Raw genomic sequence first — 22,542 nt, forward strand, 5'->3', positions numbered from 1 at the left:
GTCACGACGGCACGTCGCGGCGGCGGAAGCCGGCCACGCCGACGGCGAGCAGGGCTGCGGCCACCGCCGTCAGCACCACCAGCGGCAGCACCGCCGGGTCGACCGCGGGCACGGACGGCACATGGGTGTACGGCGAGACGTTGAGCGCGGCCTGGGGCAGCTTGAGCACCGCGCCGAGTTGCCCGAGGAGCAGGAAGATCAGCAGGGCTGTCCAGGACAGCACCACGGACCAGCGGGGCAGCAGCCCGAACAGGGTGGTCACCACCCCGGCGACCACGAGCAGGGCGGGCAGTCGCAGCAGCGCGGCGCCGCCCAGCTCGACAGCCTTGCCGAGCGGGTCGTCGGTGACGAGGCCGTAGCCGAGGCCGGTGGTCACGCCGGCGAGCAGCAGCAACGCGACCGCGCCGAGCGCCGCGGCGAGGACCTGGGTGCCGAGCCAGCGGATACGGCTGACCGCCGTGGCGAGGGCGGCTTCGAGGACGCCGTCGGTTTCGTCGCCGCGTACCCGGAGCAGGGCCTGCACCACGTACGCGCCGATGGTCAGCGCGAAGAGGCCGAGCATCGCGGCCAGGTACGCGTCGAGGAGGTTGGCTCCGCCGCCCATCGCGTTGATCGCCTCGGCGGCGGCCGGATTCTGGTCGATCATGGCGTTGAACTCGTCGCCGGCGATGCCCATGGAGAAGCCGAGTACGGCCACCCCGACCGCCCAGCCGAGGAGCGTGCCGCGTTGCATCCGCCAGGCCAGCCCGGCCGGGCTGAGCAGCCGTGGCGTGCCGCTCGCCGGTCCGCGTCGGGGCGCGATCAGCCCGGCGCCCAGGTCGCGGCGCTCCGCGAGGGCGTACGCGAGTGCCACCCCGGCGAGCAGCAGCGCGACGGGTAGGGCGAGGACCCACCAGCGTTCGCCCTCGAAGGCCCGCACCTGGTTGCCCCAGCCGAGCGGGGAGATCCATGAGGGCCAGGCGCTCTGCACCCGGGTGCCGTCGGCGCTCTGCTCGCCGAGCACGTCGCCGGCGGCGCGTAGCACGAAGGAGAGCCCGACGGTGGCGGCGGCGAGCGCGTTGGCGCCCCGGGAGGTGACGGAGAGCTGGGCGGTGACGGCGGCGATCGCCGTGAAGGCGACCCCGACACCGCCGATCGCGGCGGCTGCGGCGAGGGAGCCGGCCAGCGGTAGGCCGGCGCCGATGAGGGCGAGCGCGAGCAGCCCGGCGGCCAGCACGTTGGCGGCGACGATGACGAGCAGCGCGGCGGTCAGCGGCGCGTACCGGCCGACCACTGAGGCGCCGAGCAGCTCCGCCCGGCCGGTCTCCTCGTTCTGGCGGGTGTGCCGGGTCACCGCGAAGGTGCTCAGGAGGGCGACGATCAGGGCCAGCGTCACGTACGTTTCGGCGACCACCACCGCGCCGAGCTCGGTGCCGGCGATGGGGCCGTTGAAGGCGCGGGCGACCAGGCTGGACGCCGAGGTGGTGGAGTATGCCTGGCGGGCCGCCTGGTCCGGGTAGATGCCGGCGACGCTGGCCGCGAGGGCGTAGCCGAGCAGGGGTGTGCCGAGGACCCAGATCGCGAGCCGGATCCGGTCGCGGCGCAGCACGAGCCGGGCCAGCAGCGCGGTGTTGGTCAGCGCGCTCACCGGGCACCGGCCTGCGGGGCGCCGGCATCCGAGGCGGCACCGGCATCCGAAACGGCGGGAGCACCGGCGCCGGCGGCGGGGTTGTCGCCGTAGTGGCGCAGGAAGAGCTGCTCCAGGGTCGGTGGGGTGCTGGTGAGGGCGCGGACGCCGAAGCGGATGAGCTGGCCGAGCAGCGCGTCGATGTGCGCGGGGTCGACCTCCAGGTGGGTACGCCCGTCGACCTCGTGCACGTCGTGCACGCCGGGAAGCGTGTCCAGGCCGGTGACCGGCCGGGCGGTCTCGACGGTCACCGCCGTGCGGGTGAGGTGGCGCAGCTCGGTGAGGGTGCCGGACTCGACGGTGCGGCCCTCGCGGATGATGCTGACCCGGTCGCAGAGGGCCTCGACCTCGGCGAGCACGTGGCTGGAGAGCAGCACTGTGGCGCCGGCCTGCTTGACCCGCCGGACCTCGTCCTGGAACACCGCCTCCATCAGCGGGTCGAGGCCGGAGGTCGGCTCGTCGAGCACGTACAGCTCCACGTTGGAGGCGAAGGCGGCGACGATGGCGACCTTCTGCCGGTTGCCCTTGGAGTACGTGCGACAGCGGCGGGTCGGATCGAGGTCGAAGCGGTGGAGCAGCTCGTCGCGACGACGCCGGTCGAGGCCGCCGCGCAGCTTGCCGAGCAGGTCGATGGCCTCCCCGCCGGTGAGGTTGGGCCAGAGGTTGACGTCGCCGGGCACGTACGCCAGCCGGCGGTGCAGACGGACCGCGTCGCGCCACGGGTCGGCGCCGAGCACCTGGGCGTCGCCGGAGTCACTGTGGAGCAACCCGAGCAGGATCCGGATGGTGGTGGACTTGCCGGAGCCGTTGGGCCCGAGGAAGCCGTGCACCTCCCCCTGCTCGACCCGCAGGTCCAGCCCGTCGAGTGCCCGGATCGCGCCGAACGTCTTGACCAGGTTGCCGATCGAGATGACGGGCATCGCCCCTCCTGCGGTTGGCTGCGTCGACCGATCTCACTGTACTGACCAACGGTCAGTCGAATCAACGGTGATCGTGCCCACCGGTCAGGACGTCGCTAGGCTGGCCGGCATGACCGCCGATCCCGCGGACGACACCCGTACCCGGATCCTGCGCGCCGCGCTCGACCTGTTCGCCGAGCACGGCTACCAACGCACCTCGCTGCGCCAGATCGGCGAGCGGCTGCGGCTGACCAAGACCGCGATCCTGTACCACTTCCCGACCAAGGAGAACCTGCTCGCCGCCCTGGTCGAACCACTGGTGGTTGACTTGGAGGCGCTGCTCGACACCGCGCAGACGCAACCCACCGAGCGGGCCCGGTGGACGGTGCTGGAGGGGTGGGTCGACATCATGCTCGCCCATCGCCGACCGCTCGGCATGCTCTTCCACGACATCGCGCTGATCGGCCGGGGCGACACGTACCACCGGTTGATAGTGATCGCGATGCGGGCCAACGACCTCATCGCGGGGCCGGATGCCGGACGTCGGGAGCGGGTCCGGGCGGTGCAGGCGGTCGCGTCGTGCAGCGATCCGATCGTCTTCTTCACCGACGTGTCCGACGAGGTTCTGCGCGCCGACATGCTCGACGGCGTACGCCGACTGCTGACCGCACCGACCGCGGACGCCGCAGGTCCGCCGGACGCCGACCCGACGGGCGCGGCCGTGGGCCCGGCGGCTGCGGCTCTGGCCCACGCGAGCCGGCCGGACGCGGCGCCGGGCGGCGGGGCGGCTGCCCGTCGGCGGCGGCCCGGTCGACCGCCGGCGCTGGGTCGGGAGCAGGTCGAGGCGGCCCGGCGGATGCACGCGGCGGGCACCCACTCGGTGGACGCCATCGCCGCCACGTTGGGTGTCTCCCGGGCCACCGTCTACCGCCACCTCGACGGGCAATAATGAGACAGTTTTAGCGACGGTTTCGAGACGGTTGTGAGCGGATGCTCAGGCCGCCAGGGTGGCGTAGCGGCCGTTGCGGTCCAGCAGACTGTCGTGGGTGCCGGCCTCGACGATCCGGCCGTGGTCGAGCACCGCGATCTGGTCGGCGTCGCGCACTGTGGAGAGCCGGTGCGCGATGGTGATGGTCGTCCGCCCCTCGGCCAGCACGTCGAACGCGCGTTGCACGGCACGCTCGGTCTCGGTGTCCAGCGCGCTGGTGGCCTCGTCGAGGACCAGGATGCGGGGGTCGCGTAGCAGCGTGCGGGCGATGGCGAGCCGCTGCTTCTCGCCGCCGGAGAAGCGGTGGCCGCGGGAGCCGACAGTGGTGTCGTACCCGTCGGGCAGCCCGGCGATCAGGTCGTGGATCTGGGCTGCGCGGGCGGCGTCCTCGATCTCGGCGTCGGTGGCGTCCGGTCGGGCGTAGCGCAGGTTCTCCCGGACGGTGGTGTGCAGCAGGTACGTCTCCTGGCTGACCACGCCGACGATCGCGGCCAGGTCGGCCAGTCGCAGGTCGCGCAGGTCGACGCCGTCGATGGTGACCCGGCCGCCGGTCGGGTCGTGCAGCCGGCTGACCAGTCCGGCGAGGGTGCTCTTGCCGGAGCCGGTCTCACCGACCAGGGCGAGGCTGGTGCCGGCGGGCACGTCCAGGGTGATCCCGGCGAGTGCCGCGGTGTCGCTGCCCGGGTAGCCGAAGGTGACGTCCTCCAGGCGCAGGTGGCCGCGCACCCGGGCCGGGTCGAGGCGGACCGGCTCGGTGGGGTCGGCCACGTCGACGGGCAGGTCCAGGTATTCGAAGATCCGGGCGAACAGCGCCAGCGACGCGGTGAGCGAGACGCCCACGTTGAGCAGACCCATCAGTGGTCGGAACAGGCCGCCCTGCAGGGCGGTGAACGCCACCAGGGTGCCGATGCTCAGCGTGCCGGCGGTGCCGGGCAGGCCCGCGGCGAGGTAGATGACCGCCGGTACGGCGGCGAAGATAATGCTCATCGAGGCCATCCGCCAACGGCCGGCCAACTCGCTGCGCAGTTCCAGGTCGACCAGGCGGGCCGACGAGGTGGTGAACCGGTCGACCAGAGCGGGGCCGGTGCCGAGGGTCTTGGCCAGTTGCACGCCGCTGATCGAGAGCCCCTCCTCGACGGTGACGTTGAGGTCGGCGAGTTCGCGTTGCCGTTCGGCGGTGATCTCGCGGCGCATCCGGGCGACGCGGCGGGTCAGCCAGATGGCGGGCGGCAGCACCACGAGCGAGACCAGGGAGAGCTGCCAGGAGAGCGCGACCATGGCGACCGCTGTGGCGACCACAGTGGTGAGGTTGGACGCGACGGCGGTGGCGGTGGACGTAACCACCGACTGCATGCCACCGATGTCGTTGGTGATCCGGGACTGCACCTCGCCCGTGCGGGTGCGGGTGAAGAAGCCGAGCGACTGGCGCTGGAGGTGACTGAAGACGTCGGTGCGCAGCCGGTGCATGACCTGCTGGCCGACCTGGGTGGAGATCCAGGTCTGTACGACGCCGAGGGCGGAGGTCACCGCGGCCACGGCGACCATGCCGACGACCAGCCAGACCAGCAGGGTCACGTCGCCCTGGGGTAGGGCGCTGTCGATCACGGCACGCAGCAGGAACGGGCTGGCCATCGCGATGATCGAGGAGAGGACGATGATCGCGGTGACGGCGGCCAGCGCGGGACGGTGGGGGGTGAACAGGCGGCCGATGCGACGCAGCGACACCTGGCGGGCCTGCGTCTTCTCTTCGGCGCTGACGGTGTGGTGGCCGCGGTCGCGGCCCATGGGGGTGCGTTCCAAGGGGCACTACCTTCCGGTCAGGGAAACATTACTGAGGTTACCTCAACATGAGGGAACAACCGCATCGGCTGCTACGGTATTCCGGTGATCGAGCACACGTCCGACGGCGCGGACGACGAGAGCCTGGCCGAGACGTTCTGGGCGGTGGCGTCCCGTCTGCGCCGGCAGACCCGGGAGTCGTTGGCGCCCTGGGACATCACCCCCAGCCAGTCCCGGGCGCTCGGTGTCCTGGGCCGGCACGGCGAGGTCCGCCCCGGCACGCTCGCCGAGCACCTGCACATCGCACCCCGCTCGGCGACCGAGGTCGTCGACGACCTCCAGACCCGTGGGCTCGTCGAGCGCCGGCCCGACCCGGCCGACCGACGGGCGACCCTGGTCGCGCTCACCGAGGAGGGCAACCGGGTCAGCGCCGCCATTCGGGCCGCCCGCCGGGCCGAGGCGGACCGCTTCTTCGGCCACCTGGACGACGCCGACCGAGCCGAACTGTCCCGCATCCTGCGCACCCTGCGCGCCTGACACCACGGGTTTACCCACACCGGGCGGGGGTAGCCAGCGGCCCCGTTCGGGGACGAGGTGACAGGAGGACGCTGTGTCGCTGGTGCCACACCTGATCCACCGCCCCGCCTGATGTGCGGGATCAGCGGGGAGGCCCGATTCGACGGTCGCTCCCCCGACGCGGCGGCGGTCACCCGGATGACCGAGGCGATGCGCTCGCGCGGCCCGGACGACGAGGGCCTGTTCGCCGACGGATGGGTGACCCTCGGGCACCGCCGGCTGACCATCATCGACCTGTCCGACGCGGGCGGGCAGCCGATGGTCCGCGACGACCTGGGCCTGGCGCTGGTCTTCAACGGCTGCATCTACAACTACCCCGAGCTGCGCGAGGAACTGCGGAACGCCGGGTACGCCTTCCACTCCACCAGCGACACCGAGGTCATCCTGGTCGCGTACGCGCACTGGGGTGAACGGTTCGTCGACCACCTGGTCGGCATGTTCGCGATCGGCCTGGTCGACCGGCCGCGGCGGCGGCTGATCCTGGCCCGCGACCGGCTCGGCATCAAACCGCTCTACCTGGCCGAGACACCTGGGCGGCTGCGGTTCGCCTCCACCCTGCCCGCGCTGCTGCGGGCCGGCGACGTCGACACCAGCATCGACCCGGTGGCGCTGCACCACTACCTGTCCTGGCACTCCATCGTGCCCGCGCCACGGACGGTGCTGCGCGGTGTGCGCAAGCTGCCGCCGGCCACCCTGCGGGTGATCGAGGCGGACGGGCGCAGCCGCGAGGAGGTGTACTGGCGACCCGACTACGTGCGGGAGCCCGCCGACGCGGGGATGGACGCCGCCGACTGGAAGGCCGCCATCGGGGACGCGCTGCGCGCGGCGGTACGCCGACGGCTGGTCGCCGACGTGCCGGTCGGCGTGCTGCTCTCCGGTGGACTGGACTCCAGCCTCATCGTGGCGCTGCTCGCCGAGGCCGGGCAGCAGCACCTGCGGACGTTCAGCATCGGCTTCGACAGCCGCGACGGCGAGTCCGGCGACGAGTTCCACTACTCCGACCTGGTGGCCCGCGCGTACGACACCGACCACCAGCGGATCCGGCTGGCCGACGACGACCTGGTGCCCGCCGTACGGCGTGCCGTGCTGGCGATGACCGAGCCGATGGGCAGTCACGACGTGGTCGCCTTCCATCTGCTGTCCGAGCAGGTGGCGCAGCATGTGAAGGTGGCGCAGTCCGGGCAGGGCGCCGACGAGGTGTTCGCCGGCTACGGCTACCACCAGCCACTGGTGGAGGCACCCCGGCACAGCGCCGCCGAGACGTTCGCCGCCGCGTTCTTCGACCGCGACCACGACGAGCTGCGGGGCATCGTCGGCCCGGCGTACGCGCTTGAGCACGACGCAAGCCGGGAGCTGCTCACCGAACACCTCGCCGCGCCCGGGGCACAGACCGCGCTGGACGCCGTGCTGCGCCTGGACACCCACCTGATGCTCCCCGACGACCCGGTCAAACGGGTGGACAGCATGAGCATGGCGTGGGGGTTGGAGGTGCGTACGCCCTTCCTCGACCAGGACCTGGTCACCCTGGCCGCGCACTGCCCGCCGGAACACAAGGTCGCCCAGAACGGCAAGGGCGTGCTCAAGGAGGTCGCCCGGGAGGTGCTGCCGGCCGAGGTGATCGACCGTCGCAAGGGCTACTTCCCGGTGCCCGCGCTGCGCAACGTGGACGGCCCGGTGCGGCACCTGGTCGCCGAGGCGTTGCAGGCGCCGGCCGCGCGCGAGCGGGGGCTGTTCCGCCCCGAGTACGTGGCACAGCTGCTCGCCGAACCGGACCGGGCCGAGGCGGCGGCCGGCAGCAACAAGCTGTGGCAGCTCGGCCTGCTGGAGCTGTGGCTACAGACCCACGACATCCACTGAACGCCGCCGATCAGCCGGCAGTCGTGCGGGCGGCCAGGTCGTCGACGACGGCGCGCAGGTCACCGGTGCGCTCCAGCACCCGACGCTGCCGGGTCGCGCCGGTGCCGTCGCGGCGCAGCCGGGCCAGTTGCGCCAACACGTACCCCAGGTCGCCGTGGCGCAGCAGGGCCGGGGCGATCACTGCCATCAACTCGTCGACGAGCGCCCAGGCGGGGCGGGTGCCGCCGGCGCGCAGGTCGATCAGTTCGCCGTCGAGGCCGTCGTGGGCGGCCCGCCAGTGGGCGGCGGCGACCAGACAGTCGCGCACGGGCGGCGCGGTCACCCCGGCGCGTACGTCGTCGGCGAGGGTGGCGACCAGTGACCGGACCAGCGCGGCGACCAGCACCGCGTCGTCCACGTCCGGGCAGACGTCGCCCACCCGGATCTCCACCGTCGGGTAGGCCGACGACGGTCGGGCGTACCAGTAGACCATCGCGGCGTCGAGCATGATGCCGGCGGCGATCAGCTCGTCGACGGTCCGGTCGTAGTCGGCTGCGGAGTCGAAGTACGGCGTGGGGCCGATGCTGGGCCAGCGTTCCAGCTGCATGGACCGCCAACTGGCGTGGCCGGTGTCGTGCCCGTCGTGCAGCGGTGAGTTGGTGGTGATCGCCTGCACCACGGGCAGCCACGTCCGCAGGTGGTTGCAGACCTGCACGGCCAGTTCCCGGTCGGGCAGCCCGACGTGGACGTGACAGCCGCACACCGCCGGGTCGTGCGCCACCGGGCCGTAGCGGCGCGACATCGCGTGGTAGCGCGGCTCGTCGGGGACCGTCCGGTGCGGCTCGGCCACCGGGGTGGCGCCGATCGCCACCAGCCGTGCCCCCGCCGCCGTGGCGGCCTCGGCGGCGGAGTGGCGCAGCGCCACCAGGTGCGCGCGGAGCTCACTGAGGTCGGCGCAGACCGGGGTGACCATCTCCACCATGCTGTGCCGGAACTCCTGGCGGCTCTGGTCCCGGGCGGAGCCGCGAAGCGCGGACAGCACCTCGTCGGCCACCGGCAGGTTGCGCCCGCTGTCCGGGTCGAGCAGCAGGAACTCCTCCTCGACGCCGAGCGTGAGGGTGGACAGGTCGGGCACGGTGCCGGCGGTCGCCGAACGGTACTTCATGGTTTCTCGCCCTCCACTGCTGCGGCCGGCGCCTCGGTTTCCCGGCCCGGCCCGACGGCAAACGCCCGCTCAGGAGGTCGCCAGGGCCGCCGCGCGGGCGGTGAGGAAGGCCCGTTCGGCCGCGTTGTCCGTCAGGGCGACGGCTGTCCGGTACGCCTCGACGGCCTCCGCCTCCCGACCGAGGCGGGCGAGCAGGTCGGCGCGGACCGCGTGGTGCACGTGGTAGCTGTCCAGGTCGAGCCGATCCACCTCGGCCAGCCCCGCGGCCGGCCCGGCCACCTCGGCGAGCGCGACGGCCCGGTTCAGCGCGACCACCGGGCTGGGGGCGACGACCGTCAGGTGGTCGTACAGCTGGAGGATCTGACCCCAGTCGGTGCCGGCGCTTCGCGGCGCGGCGCTGTGCACGGCGGCGATCGCGGCCTGGATCTGGTACGGCCCGGGCCGGTCGCGGCGCAGGCAGCGGCGCACCAGCGCCTGCCCCTCGGTGATCAGCTCGGCGTCCCACCGGGCCCGGTCCTGGTTGGGCAGCGCCACCAGCTCACCTGCGGCGTTGGTCCGCGCGTTGCGGCGGGACTCGGTGAGCAGCATCAACGCGAGCAGACCGAGCGCCTCCGGCTCGTCCGGCATCAGCTCGACCAGCAGCCGGGTCAGCCGGATCGCCTCGACGCACAGCTCGGCGCGGACGAGCTGTCGCCCGGCGCTCGCCGTGTACCCCTCGTTGAAGATCAGGTAGAGCACCGCGAGCACCGCGTGCAGCCGGTCGGGCAGGTCGGCGTCGCGGGGCACGCGGTACGGGATCCGGGCGTTGCGGATCTTCGACTTGGCACGGACCAGCCGTTGCGCCATGGTCGCCTCGGGCACCAGGAAGGCCCGGGCGATCTCGGTGGTGCTCAGCCCACCGAGCAGGCGCAGGGTGAGCGCGACCCGGGCCGCCGGGGCGAGCGCCGGATGGCAACAGGTGAAGATCAGACGGAGTCGGTCGTCGCGCACGGGTCCCTCCTCGACGGGTCCGTCTGCGGCGAACAACAGGGCCGCCTGGGCGTGCCGGTCGACCCGGGACGCGTCGCGGCGAAGCCGGTCGATCGCCCGGTTCCGGGCCGTGGTGATGATCCAGCCGGCCGGACTGGGCGGCAGGCCGGTCGTCGGCCAGCGCGCCACGGCGACGACGAAAGCCTCCTGCACGGCCTCCTCGGCGAGGTCGATGTCGCCGAGGAGGCGAACCAGAACGGCGACCGCGCGCCCGTACTCCGCGCGGAACACCGCCTCCACATCCGGCACGGTCAGTCTCCGGCCCCTGCCTGGAAGGGGCGGACCTCGATCGGCAGCGTCGTGGCCAACGCGTAACGGCGGCCCACGTCCAGGGCGGCGTCCAGGTCGGGCACGTCGATGATCGTGATGCCGCCCAGGTACTCCTTGCCCTCGACGAACGGGCCGTCGGTGACCAGGACGTCGCCGTCGCGGGCGCGCAGCACAGTGGCGGTCTCCGGGCCGTGCAGTCCCTGGCCGAAGACCCACGAGCCGGTGGAGACCAACTCGGCGCGCAGCTCACCGAGCTGGCGCATCACCCCGGCCAGAAACTCCGGGTCCGGGGGCAGCTCACCCTGCGGCTGGTGAAGGCTGAGCAGGTACAGCGTCATCGTTCCTCCTCGCGGGGGGCCGGCCCGTCGCCGACCTCTCATCCTCCACACGATCGGCCGGGGCCCGGATCGACAGGCCGGCGGAAAGTTTCTCGGAGGCCGGCCCGGCCCCGGGGTCGGCGTGCCCTTTGCTCTGCACCCACGGATGCGACAGTCGGCGGCCCACCGAGGCGTCGCCTCGGTGGGTGCAGAGCAAAGGACGAAGGACAGGGGTACGGTCCGCCGCGGGCCGCGACCGGTGCCCGGTCGTCGCAACAGCCATGCCGGCGACGGTTGTGGGTAGACCCCGGTGTGGGCGACGGCATGCGGGTGGTCGTGGTCGGCGCCGGTTTCTCCGGTCTCGCGGCCGCGCTGGCGCTGACCCGTGCCGGTGCCCAGGTGCGGGTGTTGGAGGCCCGCGACCGGGTGGGCGGTCGGGTGTTGACCCGCTGGCTGCCCGAACTCACCCAGGTCGACCTGGGCGCGCAGTGGATCGGTCCGACGCAGGACCGGATGTACGCGCTGGTCGCCGAGCACGGGTTGGCCACTTTCGCGTCCGCGGCGGTCGGCGCGCCCACCCTGCTCTGGGCCGGCCAGCGCCGGGCCGAGCCGCCGGCAGACGTCGCCCGGGTGCTCAGCCTGCTCGACGAGTACGCCGCACGACTGGACCCGGCCGCGCCGTGGCGAGCGCCGGAGGCCGCGCAGTGGGACCGGACGATCCTCGGCGGCTGGCTGCGCTCCACGGCCGGTGACGGTGACACCGCCGACTACCTGGGGCGTCTGCTCGCCGGCGGGCTGCTGGCCAGCGGCGCGGACGAGCTGTCGCTGTTGCACCTGCTCTTCTACCTGCGCAGCGCCGGCGGGACCGCGCCCCTGCTGGGGATGGCGGGCGGCGCGCAGCAGGACCGGATCGTGGGCGGGCCGCCGGCGCTGGCCGAGCGGATGGCCGGTGCGCTGCCACCAGGGACGCTGATGTTGGCCGCACCGGTGCGGACCATCGAACAGAACGCTGAGGGGGTGACGGCGTGGACCGACACCGGGCGCGTCGACGGCGACGCCCTGGTGGTCGCGCTGGCACCGGCACTGGCGGGCCGGATCCGGTACGCCCCACCGCTGCCCGCCCTCCGGGACGGCCTGACCCAGCGGATGCCGATGGGTTCGGCGCTGAAGGTGCACGCCGTCTACCCGGAACCGTTCTGGCGTGCCGACGGGCTGTCCGGGGTGTCCACCAGCTCCGCCGGTCCGCTCACCGAGACGGTCGACAACACCACGCCGACCTCGCCGCTCGGGGTGCTCACCGGGTTCAGCTACGCATCGGACGCCGCGGCGCTGCGCGGGATGTCCCCCGCACAGCGCCGGCGGTGCCTGCTGGAGGCGTTCGCCGCCGTGGTCGGGCCACGGGCCGGTGACCCGATGGACCTCGTCGAGTACGACTGGTCGTCCGAAGAGTGGACGCGGGGCTGCTTCTCCGGTGCGCCCACCCCGGGGACCTGGATCGCGTACGGCCCGCATCTGCGGTCGCCGGTGGGGCGGGTGCACTGGGCGGGTACCGAGACGGCGACCCACTGGGCCGGCTATCTGGAGGGTGCGGTGCGGGCCGGTGAACGGGCCGCGGCCGAGGTGCTGGCCGGCTGAGGCGGAACGACCGGAGCCGGCCCGGTCTCGGCGGGACCGGGCCGGCCACGGCCCTGGGTGCTACCCGGGCCGACCCGGTCACGGAGGACCGGGCCGGCGCGGGCGCCCCGGTCAGGGGTAGGTGGTCAGGTACACCTGCTGGTTGGCCGCGTTCGCGGTGCCACCGGCGTTGTTGATCACCCGGTTGATGGTGCCGACGCCACCGAGCGAGACGGTGACCATGTTGGTGAAGCGCACGTTCGGGTTGTTGGGCACCTCGAAGGCCCGCTCCTCCACGACGGCGGGGTTCACGTTGAAGTAGCTGTAGCTGCCCAGCCCCCACGCCTGGTGGCTGGTCACCGAATCGGCGACCTTGTACGCGGCGTAGCCCCGGGTAGACCCGTTCATCCAGGCCGCCTGGTTGGGCGGGTCGTACGGCAGCTCGTTCTGGTAGAAGTACGTCCGGCCGCCGTTGCCGTTCCAGACGGTCTGGTACTTCTGGTAGTGCTCGACGAAGAGGCCGTACATGGTGACGTTGTCGCCGTTGACCGTGAGCCCGGTGTCGGCGGTGTTCAGCGTCCACCCGGTGGGTACGCCGCTGGCCGCGTGGTCGGCCCGCCACAGCCACATGTGGTCACCGATCACGTTGTCGCTGTTGACGGTCAACGTGTTGGTGGCCTTGCCGACGTGTGGGCCGCCGATGCGGAAGAACACGTCGTGCAGCGAGGTCGGGTTGCTGGCGTGGCTCGCGGACGAGCCGGACGGCCCGACCTCCATCAGCACCGGCGAGTTCGTGGTGCCGGCCTCGAACATCAGGCCGGCCACCTTGACGCCGTCCACATCGGCCACCCGCATCCCCACGCTGCCGTTGTCGGCCTGGATGGTGGCCAGACCGAGGCCGAGGACGACAGTGTCGGCGCGGTTGACCTGGATCGGTTCGGTGACGTGGTGCACGCCCGGGGTGAAGAGCAGGTGCCGGCCCTGGGCGAGGGCCGCGTTGATGGTGGCCGCGCTGGTGCCCGGCTGGACGACGTAGAACTGCGACAGCGAGATGGACGAACCGGCCGGGGTCTTGTTGTACCAGCTGGTGCCGGTCGAGTTGGTGCGCAGCGCCGGCACGAAGACCCGGTACTCACCGGTGCCGTCGACGTAGAGGAACGGCTTCTCCCGCACCTGCGGGGTCTGGCCGATGACGGTGTGCGACGGGTTGGGGAAGCTCGGCGCGGGAGCGCCGTTGACGCCCTGGAAGACCATGTTCCACACCGAGCCGGTCCAGCCGTTGCCGAACTCGCTGTTGCGTGAGTACCACTGCTGCTGCGAGCCGGAGACGACCAGGCCGTCGACGCGGGTGTCGGCCATCAGGCCACCGCTGGACCAGCCGTCTCCGCCGTTCCAGAGCTGGATCTGGTTCTGCGCGCCGCGCAGGTGCATCCGCCGGTACGGCGCCGCCTGGGACACCGCCCAGCGCTCCACGGTCTGCCCGGCGGGCAGGGAGACCGACAGGTTCTCGGCGGCCCGCCAGAAGTTCTGGGTGGCGTTGCCGCCGAACCAGAACGCCTCGGTGCGCACGTGACCGTTGAGGTTGACGTCGTCCGGGCTCAGGCCGAGGCCGGCGACCTGGGTGAAGAAGCCGAGGTTGACGTCGGCGGTGTAGGTGCCGGGCTTGAACAGCACCGCGTAGCGCTGCGGGCCGAACTGGTTGGTCTCCTGCTGGGTGAAGAGGGTGTTCAGTCGACTCTGGATGGCCGACGTCGGGGTGCTCGGGTCGAAGACGAACGTGTTCGGCCCGAGGTTCGGGTTGCGCGGGTCGGTCGTGTCGACCGGTGGCTCGCCGGTCCCGCCGCCGGTGGTGTTCACGGCCAGCTCCCACAGCGAGTAGCCGTACGCGGTGCCTCGGGCGGTGCCGTACATCCGCAGGTACCGGCCGGTGCCGCTGACGGTGAGCGACTGCGTGCCGCCGGTGCCCGTGGTGGTCGAGTAGATGGTGGTCCAGGTGGCACCGTCGGCCGAGGTCTGGAGCTGGAAGGCCCGGGCGTACGCGGCCTCCCAGGTGAGCACCACCCGGCAGATCGTGCGGGTGCTGCCCAGGTCGACGCGCAGCCACTGCGGGTCACTGGCGGCGCTGGCCCACCGGGTGCCGGTGTTGCCGTCGACCGCGGCGGATGCCGCGAGGCCGGCGTCCTGCGTGGACGACGCGGTCGCCGGGCTGCCCTGCGCGACGTTGGTGCTGCCGCAGGTGGGCGTGCTGCCGCCGGTCTCGCCGTAGACCTGGAACTCCCAGAGCGAGTAGCCGTAGCCGGTGCCCCGGGCGGTGCCGTTCATCCGCACGTAGCGGCCGGCGCCGGTGACGGTGAGGTTCTGGGTGCCGCCGGTGCCGGTGGTGGTCGAGTAGATCGTTGTCCAGGTGGCGCCGTCGTCGGAGGTCTGGAGCTGGAAGGCGCGTCCGTAGGCGCCCTCCCAGAGCAGGTTCACCTGGCTGATGGTTGCCCGGGCGCCCAGGTCGACCTGGAGCCACTGCGGGTCGCTGAACGCGCTGGCCCAGCGGGTGCCGGTGTTGCCGTCGACCGCGGCGGAGGCCGGGGTGCCGGCGTTCTCGGTGGACGACGCGGTGGCGGGGCGGCCCTGGGAGAGCAGGGTGGGTGCGGCCTGCGCGGGTGTGGTGGCACCGGCCGGGGTGAGCGCCGCGACCAGGGCCACGGTGAGCCCGACGATCAGGTGCCGGACGGCCCGTCGGGGACGCGGGCGTGCGGATATTGCACGAGATGTCATGACATCGCCTGTCGATAGGGGGTTACGGATGCCGGACGGGTGGGATCGGGTTGGGCCCCGTGGTGCCGTGGGTGGTGCCAGCGATGGGCGGCGCCGCGGACCGGGAGAGCGCTCTCGAGTGAGTGTTGCGGCGAGATTGCGACGGCGTCAAGACATCGATCTATAACACCGTTATTTATCCCGAGCTTCGGGTTTTGTGTAATTTGCCGTTGCCGGCGCCGTCGTTCCGGCTCAGCGGCGGATGCCGCCCTCGGTGAGGAAGCGGGCGATCGGCAGGGTGGCGGCGCCCAGCGCCACGGCGTCCACGCCGAGCCGGCACAACTCGATCGACGCCTGCTCGTACGGCTGGCGCAGCGCCTGCCGGCCGGCGGCCTCCCGGACGGCCGGCAGCAGGTCGCCCAGCGCCATCGCCGCCCATCCGCCGAGCACCACCCGCTCCGGGTTGAACAGGTTGATCAGGTTGGCCACCCCGGCACCGAGGTAGCCGGCGGTGTCGTCCAGCACCCGCCGGGCGGTGGCCGAGGTCTCGGCGGCGGCGACCAGCGCGGCGATCTGGGACTCCTCGTCCTCGCCGGGCACCGGTCGACCCCGGCGCGCCTCCCGGTAGCGGTCGATGATCGCCTCGGCGCCCACGTACGCCTCCAGGCAGCCGCGCGCGCCGCACCGGCAGGCCCGGCCGCCGTACACGAGGGTGGTGTGCCCCCACTCCCCCGCGCTGCTGGACGCACCCCGGTAGGTGGCGCCGTTGGTCACCACCGACGCGCCGACCCCGGAGCCGACAAGCGCGAAGACGGCGTGCCGGGCGCCCCGGCCGGCGCCGAACCACATCTCGGCCTGGCCGAGGGTCTTGGCGCCGTTGTCGATGTGCAGCGGCAGATCGGTGCCGGCGCCGATCAGACGCTCCAGCGGCACCCGGTCCCAGCCGAGGGCCTGGGCGTGCACGACCGCCTCGGCGCCCTGCTCGACCACGCCCGAGACGCCGATGCCGACGCCGAGCACGTCGCCGGGGGCCACCTGCGCCTGGGCGGTCACCGCGTCGATGCCGGCCACCACGTGCCCGGCCACCAGGTCCGGCTCGGTCCGGGCCGGGTCGAGCGGGTACTCGATGCTGGCCAGCAGGGTCATCGCGAAGTCGAACAGCTCCACCCGGACGCGGGTCTCGCCGACGTCCACGCCGACCACGAAGGCGAACCGGGGTGCGATCCGCAGCAGCATGCTGGGCCGACCGCCGTCGGACTCGGCGGCGCCGGCCTCGGCGACCAGCCCCTCGTCGATCATGTCGGCCACCACGTTGCTGACCGCCGGCTGACTCAGGCCCGTGCTGCGCACCAGGTCCTGCCGGGTGAGAGGGCCGTCGAGGAAGAGCTTGGTCAGCAGGGCAGACCGGTTGCGCAGCCGCACACTGCGGTTGGTGGCACGCGCCAGCTCCACTCGTCACCTCGTTTCCCGTCGGCCGTTCGAGGCGACTGTAACCGCCTCGTGCTTGACGACCCACCGGCCAGCAACTTTAATGACGACATAATTTAAGCCGTGATGTAACTCCCGGGAAACGCCGACGGACCCCGACGGCGCACCCCCGAACCCTGTCCGCAGCCGGCCCCCGTCGCCCGACCCCTATCGGTGACGAAGGTCGGCGGACCCCCACCACGCACCGGAAGGGCTGACCCGTGTCGAGACGACACCTCGGGATATTCACCGCCGCCGTACTGGCCGCCGCCTCACTGACCGCCTGCGGTGGCTCCGGCGACGACTCCGCCGCATCACCCAAGACCCTCACCTACTGGGCCAGCAACCAGGGCGCCAGCCTGGAGGCCGACAAGACGATCCTCCAGCCCGAGCTGGACAAGTTCGAGAAGCAGACCGGGATCAAGGTCACCGTCGAGGTGGTCCCGTGGTCGGACCTGCTCAACCGCCTGCTCGCGGCCGCCGCCTCCGGCAAGGGCCCGGACGTGGTCAACATCGGCAACACTTGGTCGGCCTCGTTGCAGGCCACCGGCGCGTTGGTCGAGTTCGACGACGCCGCCCTGCAGGCCGTCGGCGGCAAGGACCGGATCGTGCCGGCCGCGCTCGCCGCCGCGGGCGCCCCCGGCAAGCCGCCGGCCGCCGTGCCGCTCTACAGCATGGCGTACAGCCTGTACTACAACAAGAAGTCGTTCGCCGACGCCGGCATCACCGCACCGCCGACCACCTGGGAGCAGCTCGCCGAGTACGGCAAGAAGCTGAGCACCGGCGGCAAGTGGGGCCTGGCGATCGAGGGGGCCAACCCGTCGGAGAACGCCCACCACGCGTTCACCTTCAGCCAGCAGTACGGCGGTGAGTGGTTCGACTCGGCCGGCAAGCCGACCTTCGACACCCCGCAGAACGTCTCGGCGATCAAGCGCTACATCGACTTCATGGCCGCCGACAAGATCACCAACCCGAGCAACGCCGAGTACGCGCAGAACCAGTCGGTCTCCGACTTCGCCAACGGCAAGGCCGCCATGCTGCTGTGGCAGTCCGCCGGCTCGAACCTGAAGACGCAGAACATGCCGGCCGACGCGTACGGGGTGGCCCCGGTGCCGTTCCTGGCCAGCCCGCCGCCCGGCGGCAAGAAGGTCAACAGCATGGTCGCCGGGATCAACATGGCGGTCTTCAAGCACACCAAGAACAAGGACGGCGCGCTGAGCTTCGTCAGGTTCATGACCAGCGACGAGGAGCAGACGCTCCTCAACAAGACGTACGGCTCGCTGCCGGCGGTGAAGACCGCGGGCTCCGACCCGGCGTTCAGCGCCACGGAGCAGAAGACCATCCAGGAGACCCTGGTCACCACCGCGGCCCCGCTCCCGCAGGTGCCCGAGGAGAGCACCTTCGAGACCCTGGTCGGCACCGCGATGAAGGAGCTGTTCGCGGACGCGGCCAGCGGCAAGCCGGTCACCGAGGCGTCGGTGAAGGCGAAGCTGACCGACGCGCAGCAGAAGATGCGCTGACCCAGGCGTCACCGGTGGCCGTGGTCGGGCGCTGAGCCCGGCCACGGCCACCGCCTCCGAGAGGACCCCGATGGCAACCAGCACCACCGCGCCGGACGCCGACCGGCGCGAACCCCGGGGCGGGTCACCGGCCCGGAGGCCGGCCCGCCGGCCCCGCGGCCCCCGCCGCTCACTCCTGCCGTACCTGCTGCTCGCACCGGCCATCGTGCTGGAACTCGCCATCCACGTCATCCCGATGGTGGTCGGCGTCTGGATGAGCATGCTGGAGCTGACCCAGTTCCACATTCGCGACTGGTCCACCGCACCCTTCATCGGGTTCGAGAACTACCGGGCGACGCTCGACCTGAACAGCGCCGCCGGCAAGGAACTGCTGCACTCGTTCTGGGTCACCCTGGCCTACAGCGTGCTCTCGGTCGGGTTCGCCTGGCTGCTCGGCATCTCGGCGGCCGTCGTGCTGCAACGGCCCTTCCGGGGGAGGGCGATCCTGCGTGCGCTGTTCCTCACCCCGTACGCCCTGCCGGTCTACGCCGCGGTGATCACCTGGAGCTTCCTGCTGCAGCGCGACACCGGCCTGGTCAACCACGTCCTCGTCGACCAGCTCGGGCTGCTGGGCGAGCGGCCGTTCTGGTTGATCGGCGACAACAGCTTCTGGTCGCTGCTGGTGGTGTCGGTGTGGCGCAACTGGCCGTTCGCGTTCCTGTGCCTGATGGCGGGTCTGCAGAACGTGCCGGGCGAGATGTACGAGGCCGCCGCGATCGACGGCGCCGGGTTCTGGCGCCGGCTGCGCTCGATCACCCTGCCGATGCTGCGGCCGGTGAACCTCGTGCTGCTGCTGGTGCTGTTCCTGTGGACGTTCAACGACTTCAACACCCCGTTCGTGCTCTTCGGCGGCTCCGCGCCGGAGCAGGCCGACCTCATCTCCATCCACATCTACCGCAGCTCCTTCAAGACCTGGGACTTCGGCTCCGGCTCGGCCATGTCCGTGGCGCTGCTGCTGTTCCTGCTGGTCGTCTCGGCCGTGTACCTGCTGATCACCAACCGTCGGAGGGACGACCATGCGTGAGACCGCCGGTGAGCGCTGGGGCCGGCGCATCGTGCTGACCCTGCTCACCCTCTTCGTCGTCATCCCGCTCTACGTGATGGTCACCTCCGCGGCGAAGCCGTTGCAGGACGTGCAGAACGGCTTCACCTGGTGGCCCAGCCGGCCGACGCTGCAACCGTTCGTGGACATGTGGAGCACCGTCCCGCTGGCCCGTTACCTGGTGAACAGCCTGGTGGTGTCGACCATCGCGGCGGTCTGCTCGGTGGTGGTGGCCATCTTCGCCGCGTTCGCGGTGAGCCGGTACCGGTTCCGCGGCCGGGGAGTCTTCTCGGTGACGGTGCTGTCCACCCAGATGTTCCCCGGCATCCTGTTCCTGCTGCCGCTGTTCCTCATCTACGTCAACCTGGGCAACGCGACCGGCATCGAGCTGTACGCCAGCCGTACCGGCCTGGTGATCACGTACCTGACCTTCTCGTTGCCGTTCTCGATCTGGATGCTGGTCGGCTACTTCGACTCGATCCCTCGCGGGCTGGACGAGGCGGCGCAGGTCGACGGCGCAGGTCCGCTGCGCACCCTGTTCCAGGTGATCCTGCCGGCCGCAGTGCCCGGCGTCGTCGCGGTCACCGTGTACGCGTTCATGACCGCCTGGGGTGAGGTGCTCTTCGCGTCGGTGATGACCGACGAGGGCAGCCGCACCCTGGCCGTCGGCCTCCAGGGCTACTCCACCCAGTTCAACGTCTACTGGAACCAGATCATGGCCGCCTCGCTGGTGGTCAGCATCCCGGTCGTCGTCGGCTTCCTGGCCCTGCAGCGCTACTTCGTCGCCGGCCTCACCGCCGGCGCGGTCAAGTGAGTCATCCAAACCCAGAGGAGATCCGTCCCGTGCCCGACCTGTCCAAGCTGCCACCCGACTTCCTCTGGGGCGTCGCCACGGCGGCATACCAGATCGAGGGGGCCGTCGACGTCGACGGCCGGGCACCGTCCATCTGGGACACCTTCTCGGCGACCCCCGGCAACGTCGACAACGGCGACACCGGCGCGGTGGCCTGCGACCACTACCACCGGTGGCCCGAGGACTTCGCGTTGCTGCGCCGGCTCGGCGTGGACGCGTACCGTTTCTCGGTGGCCTGGCCCCGGGTGATGCCCGACGGTGTCGGGCGGGTCAATTCCGCCGGGCTGGACTTCTACGACCGGCTCGTCGACACGCTGCTCGCCGACGGGATCCGGCCGTTCGTCACCCTCTACCACTGGGATCTGCCGCAGGCGTTGCAGGACCGGGGCGGTTGGCCGGAGCGGTCCACCGCCGAAGCGTTCGCCGATTACGCGGCGGTGGTGGCCGCCCGCCTCGGTGACCGGGTCGGCGACTGGAACACGGTCAACGAGCCGCTCTGCGTGTGCTGGATCGGGCACCTGGAGGGGCGGATGGCCCCCGGCGAGCGGGACCTCACCCGCGCGGTGCACGCCTCGCACCACGTGCTGCTCGGGCACGGGCTGGCCACTCAGGCGATCCGCGCCAACGCCACCCGGCCGGCCTCGGTGGGCCTGGTGCTCAACCTCAGCCCGATCGAGGCGGCCACCGACCGACCCGAGGACGTCGCGGCTGCCCGCCGGGCGGACGGGCACGTCAACCGGTGGTGGCTGGACCCGATCCACGGGCGGGGCTACCCCGCCGACATGATCGCCACCTACGGCGTCGAGCCACCGGTACGCGGCGACGACCTCGCGGTGATCGCCACGCCCACCGACTTCCTCGGGGTGAACTACTACTTCCGTCAACTGGTGGTCGACGACCCGACCGGCGCGGCACCGTACGCCCGGCAGGTGCCGGTGCCCGGTTCGGTGGAGACCGCGATGGGCTGGGAGATGTACCCGGCGGGGCTGGAGCGGCTGCTGGTCGACGTGCACGAGGAGTACCGGCCCGGTCGGATCATCGTCACCGAGAGCGGTTCGGCCTGGCCGGACGAGGTCACCGCGGACGGCAGGGTGGAGGACAAGGAGCGCACCGACCACCTGGAGCAGCACCTGGCGGCGTGCGCGTCGGCGGTGGCCCGGGGTGTGCCGCTGGACGGCTACTTCGTCTGGTCGCTGCTGGACAACTTCGAGTGGGCGTACGGCTATGACAAGCGCTTCGGGTTGGTGCACGTCGACTACCCGACCCAGACCCGGACGGTGAAGGCGAGCGGCCTGCGTTACGCCGAGCTGATCCGCGCGCACCAGCGTCTCGCCCGCACGACCGGGACGGCCGCACCGGTGGCCTGATCGGGGGCGGTGCGGTCGGCCGCCCGGGGCAACCCGGGCGGCCGTTCCCGTTCCGATCGGACGAAACCGCCACCTGCCGCCACGCCCGGTGGCTAGCCTGCGGCAATGTCCGCAGCACCCGACGAGGTCGAGCAGCCCGACGCCGGAGCGCAGGTGTCCGGGATCGACCGGATGACGGCGTTCAGCGACGGCGTCTTCGCCATCGTCATCACCCTGCTGGTCATCGAGTTGCGGGTGCCGGAATACCACGAGGGCGAGCTGCTGACCGGCCTGCTCGGCGAGGGCGCCTCCTACCTGGCCTTCGTGGTGTCCTTCGTCTACATCGGGGTGCTCTGGCTCAACCACCACGCGCTGCTGCGGCTGATCCGCGGCACCACGCTCACGCTGAGCTGGATCAACCTCGGCGTGCTCTTCGGCGCGGTGATCATTCCGTTCCCCACGGCGGTGCTGGCGTCGGCGTTCACCCACGGCGACATCGACGACCAGCGCGCGGCCGTCGCCCTGTACGCGCTGTCCGCCGCGCTGATGTCGGCCCCCTGGCTGGTGTTCTTCGGCTACCTGCATCGGCACCCGGCGCTGCTGAGGCGTGGGGTCAGTCCCGAGTACGCGCGTACCCAGCGGCTGCGACCGGTCACCGGCCTGGTGCTCTACGGGCTCAGCGGTCTGCTCGGCTGGTTCGTCAACCCGCTGCTGGGCCTGATCGGCGTCATCGTCATGATCACCTATCACGCGGTGACCAGCGAGGGGTTGCCCCGCTGGCTCACCCGTCGCTGAGGGCGCGCAGCCGCAGCAGGTCGGCCGGGGTGTCCACGTCGAGCGGTGCGCCGACGTCGTCGCAGGGCACCTCGACCACCAGGTCCGGCCGGTCGCGCAGCAGGTCGCGGGCACCCCGGTCGCCGACGGCGTACCGGTCCAGCAGCGGCCAGGTCTCCCGAGCCAGGAGCACCGGGTGTCCCGGCCGACCGGCGTAGGTGGCGACCGCGACGAGCGCACCGCCGGCGTACGCGGCCCGCACCCGGCGGACCGCGACCGGGCTGAGCAGCGGCTGGTCGACGAGGACCACGACCGCGGCCGGTACGTCGGCCGGCAGGGAGGCCAAGCCCCGGCGCAGTGACGATCCCAGCCCTTCGGGCCAGCCGTCGTGTCGGACCCGCACCGCGCCGGGCAGATCGGGCACGTTGTCGGCGCCGGCGCCGAGCACCACGTGCACGGGTGTGCAACCACCATCGCGGAGCAGCGTGATCCCGCGCCGCACCAGCGGCACCCCGTCCAGCTCGACCAGCGCCTTCGGACGGCCGTACCGCCGCCCCGCGCCGGCGGCCAGCAGCAGCCCTGCGATCACCGGCATCACCCCCGTACGAACGGCT

General features: G+C 72.1%; 18 protein-coding genes. 9 read left to right on the top strand and 9 right to left on the bottom strand.

All coding sequences use genetic code 11. The annotated features are described in order from the left end of the window. Position 1 precedes the first annotated feature (1 nt). Entirely contained in the window at positions 2–1,627 is a 1,626-nt protein-coding gene (locus KBX34_RS22895; protein WP_210926838.1) for an ABC transporter permease, read from the bottom strand. After that, positions 1,624–2,586 (bottom strand): ABC transporter ATP-binding protein, encoded by a 963-nt coding sequence (locus KBX34_RS22900; RefSeq protein ID WP_210926840.1) that lies wholly within the window; start codon positions 2,584–2,586, stop codon positions 1,624–1,626. Before KBX34_RS22900 ends, KBX34_RS22895 begins: the two co-directional genes overlap by 4 nt. A 109-nt stretch (positions 2,587–2,695) precedes the next feature. Between KBX34_RS22900 and KBX34_RS22905 the strand changes: the two genes are divergently transcribed. Further along, the gene (locus tag KBX34_RS22905; RefSeq protein WP_210926842.1) at positions 2,696–3,514 is read left to right on the top strand and encodes a TetR family transcriptional regulator; all 819 of its coding nucleotides are present in this window, start codon (positions 2,696–2,698) and stop codon (positions 3,512–3,514) included. Positions 3,515–3,559: 45 nt separating this feature from the next. Here KBX34_RS22905 and KBX34_RS22910 read toward each other — a convergent pair whose 3' ends face one another. Continuing rightward, positions 3,560–5,338 (bottom strand): ABC transporter ATP-binding protein, encoded by a 1,779-nt coding sequence (locus KBX34_RS22910; RefSeq protein WP_210926895.1) that lies wholly within the window; start codon positions 5,336–5,338, stop codon positions 3,560–3,562. Positions 5,339–5,437: 99 nt separating this feature from the next. On the opposite strand from KBX34_RS22910, the gene KBX34_RS22915 reads away from it, so the two are divergent. Further along, positions 5,438–5,869 (top strand): MarR family winged helix-turn-helix transcriptional regulator, encoded by a 432-nt coding sequence (locus tag KBX34_RS22915; protein ID WP_088948460.1) that lies wholly within the window; start codon positions 5,438–5,440, stop codon positions 5,867–5,869. Between the two features lie 111 nt (positions 5,870–5,980). Continuing rightward, the gene (locus KBX34_RS22920; RefSeq protein WP_210926844.1) at positions 5,981–7,765 is read left to right on the top strand and encodes an N-acetylglutaminylglutamine amidotransferase; all 1,785 of its coding nucleotides are present in this window, start codon (positions 5,981–5,983) and stop codon (positions 7,763–7,765) included. Between the two features lie 10 nt (positions 7,766–7,775). On the opposite strand, the gene KBX34_RS22925 is transcribed toward KBX34_RS22920, so the two are convergent. From KBX34_RS22925 to KBX34_RS22935, 3 genes are all read right to left on the bottom strand, one after another. After that, entirely contained in the window at positions 7,776–8,909 is a 1,134-nt protein-coding gene (locus KBX34_RS22925) for a glutamate--cysteine ligase (RefSeq protein ID WP_210926846.1), read from the bottom strand. Between the two features lie 69 nt (positions 8,910–8,978). Next, positions 8,979–10,187 (bottom strand): RNA polymerase sigma factor, encoded by a 1,209-nt coding sequence (locus tag KBX34_RS22930; protein ID WP_210926847.1) that lies wholly within the window; start codon positions 10,185–10,187, stop codon positions 8,979–8,981. A 2-nt stretch (positions 10,188–10,189) separates the two neighbouring features. Further along, positions 10,190–10,546 carry a YciI family protein gene (locus KBX34_RS22935; protein ID WP_088948464.1) on the bottom strand — a complete coding sequence of 119 codons (357 nt, stop codon included), beginning with the start codon at positions 10,544–10,546 and terminating at the stop codon, positions 10,190–10,192. A gap of 291 nt (positions 10,547–10,837) precedes the next feature. On the opposite strand from KBX34_RS22935, the gene KBX34_RS22940 reads away from it, so the two are divergent. Then, positions 10,838–12,160: a flavin monoamine oxidase family protein gene (locus KBX34_RS22940; RefSeq protein WP_374223718.1), complete on the top strand. Its 1,323-nt coding sequence runs from the start codon at positions 10,838–10,840 to the stop codon at positions 12,158–12,160. Between the two features lie 111 nt (positions 12,161–12,271). On the opposite strand, the gene KBX34_RS22945 is transcribed toward KBX34_RS22940, so the two are convergent. Both KBX34_RS22945 and KBX34_RS22950 read right to left on the bottom strand, forming a co-directional pair. Continuing rightward, entirely contained in the window at positions 12,272–14,908 is a 2,637-nt protein-coding gene (locus KBX34_RS22945; RefSeq protein WP_210926852.1) for a discoidin domain-containing protein, read from the bottom strand. 231 nt (positions 14,909–15,139) lie between these two features. Beyond that, positions 15,140–16,339 (bottom strand): ROK family transcriptional regulator, encoded by a 1,200-nt coding sequence (locus tag KBX34_RS22950; RefSeq protein WP_210926854.1) that lies wholly within the window; start codon positions 16,337–16,339, stop codon positions 15,140–15,142. Between the two features lie 236 nt (positions 16,340–16,575). On the opposite strand from KBX34_RS22950, the gene KBX34_RS22955 reads away from it, so the two are divergent. The 5 genes from KBX34_RS22955 (at position 16,576) to KBX34_RS22975 (ending at position 21,949) form a co-directional block, all read left to right on the top strand. Continuing rightward, on the top strand, positions 16,576–17,874 hold the full coding sequence (locus KBX34_RS22955) for an ABC transporter substrate-binding protein (protein WP_210926856.1): 1,299 nt from the start codon (positions 16,576–16,578) through the stop codon (positions 17,872–17,874). Positions 17,875–17,944: 70 nt separating this feature from the next. Further along, positions 17,945–18,937, top strand: coding sequence for a carbohydrate ABC transporter permease (locus KBX34_RS22960; protein ID WP_210926858.1), 993 nt, complete (start codon positions 17,945–17,947; stop codon positions 18,935–18,937). Beyond that, positions 18,930–19,769, top strand: coding sequence for a carbohydrate ABC transporter permease (locus tag KBX34_RS22965; protein ID WP_088948469.1), 840 nt, complete (start codon positions 18,930–18,932; stop codon positions 19,767–19,769). Before KBX34_RS22960 ends, KBX34_RS22965 begins: the two co-directional genes overlap by 8 nt. A gap of 29 nt (positions 19,770–19,798) precedes the next feature. Next, entirely contained in the window at positions 19,799–21,175 is a 1,377-nt protein-coding gene (locus KBX34_RS22970; RefSeq protein ID WP_210926860.1) for a GH1 family beta-glucosidase, read from the top strand. Positions 21,176–21,280: 105 nt separating this feature from the next. Continuing rightward, positions 21,281–21,949, top strand: coding sequence for a TMEM175 family protein (locus tag KBX34_RS22975; protein WP_210926862.1), 669 nt, complete (start codon positions 21,281–21,283; stop codon positions 21,947–21,949). Here KBX34_RS22975 and KBX34_RS22980 read toward each other — a convergent pair. Further along, on the bottom strand, positions 21,936–22,523 hold the full coding sequence (locus KBX34_RS22980; protein ID WP_210926864.1) for an NTP transferase domain-containing protein: 588 nt from the start codon (positions 22,521–22,523) through the stop codon (positions 21,936–21,938). The genes KBX34_RS22975 and KBX34_RS22980 overlap by 14 nt on opposite strands. Positions 22,524–22,542 lie beyond the last annotated feature (19 nt).

The organism is Micromonospora sp. M61, from assembly GCF_018070245.1.
Lineage (GTDB): Bacteria > Actinomycetota > Actinomycetes > Mycobacteriales > Micromonosporaceae > Micromonospora > Micromonospora zamorensis.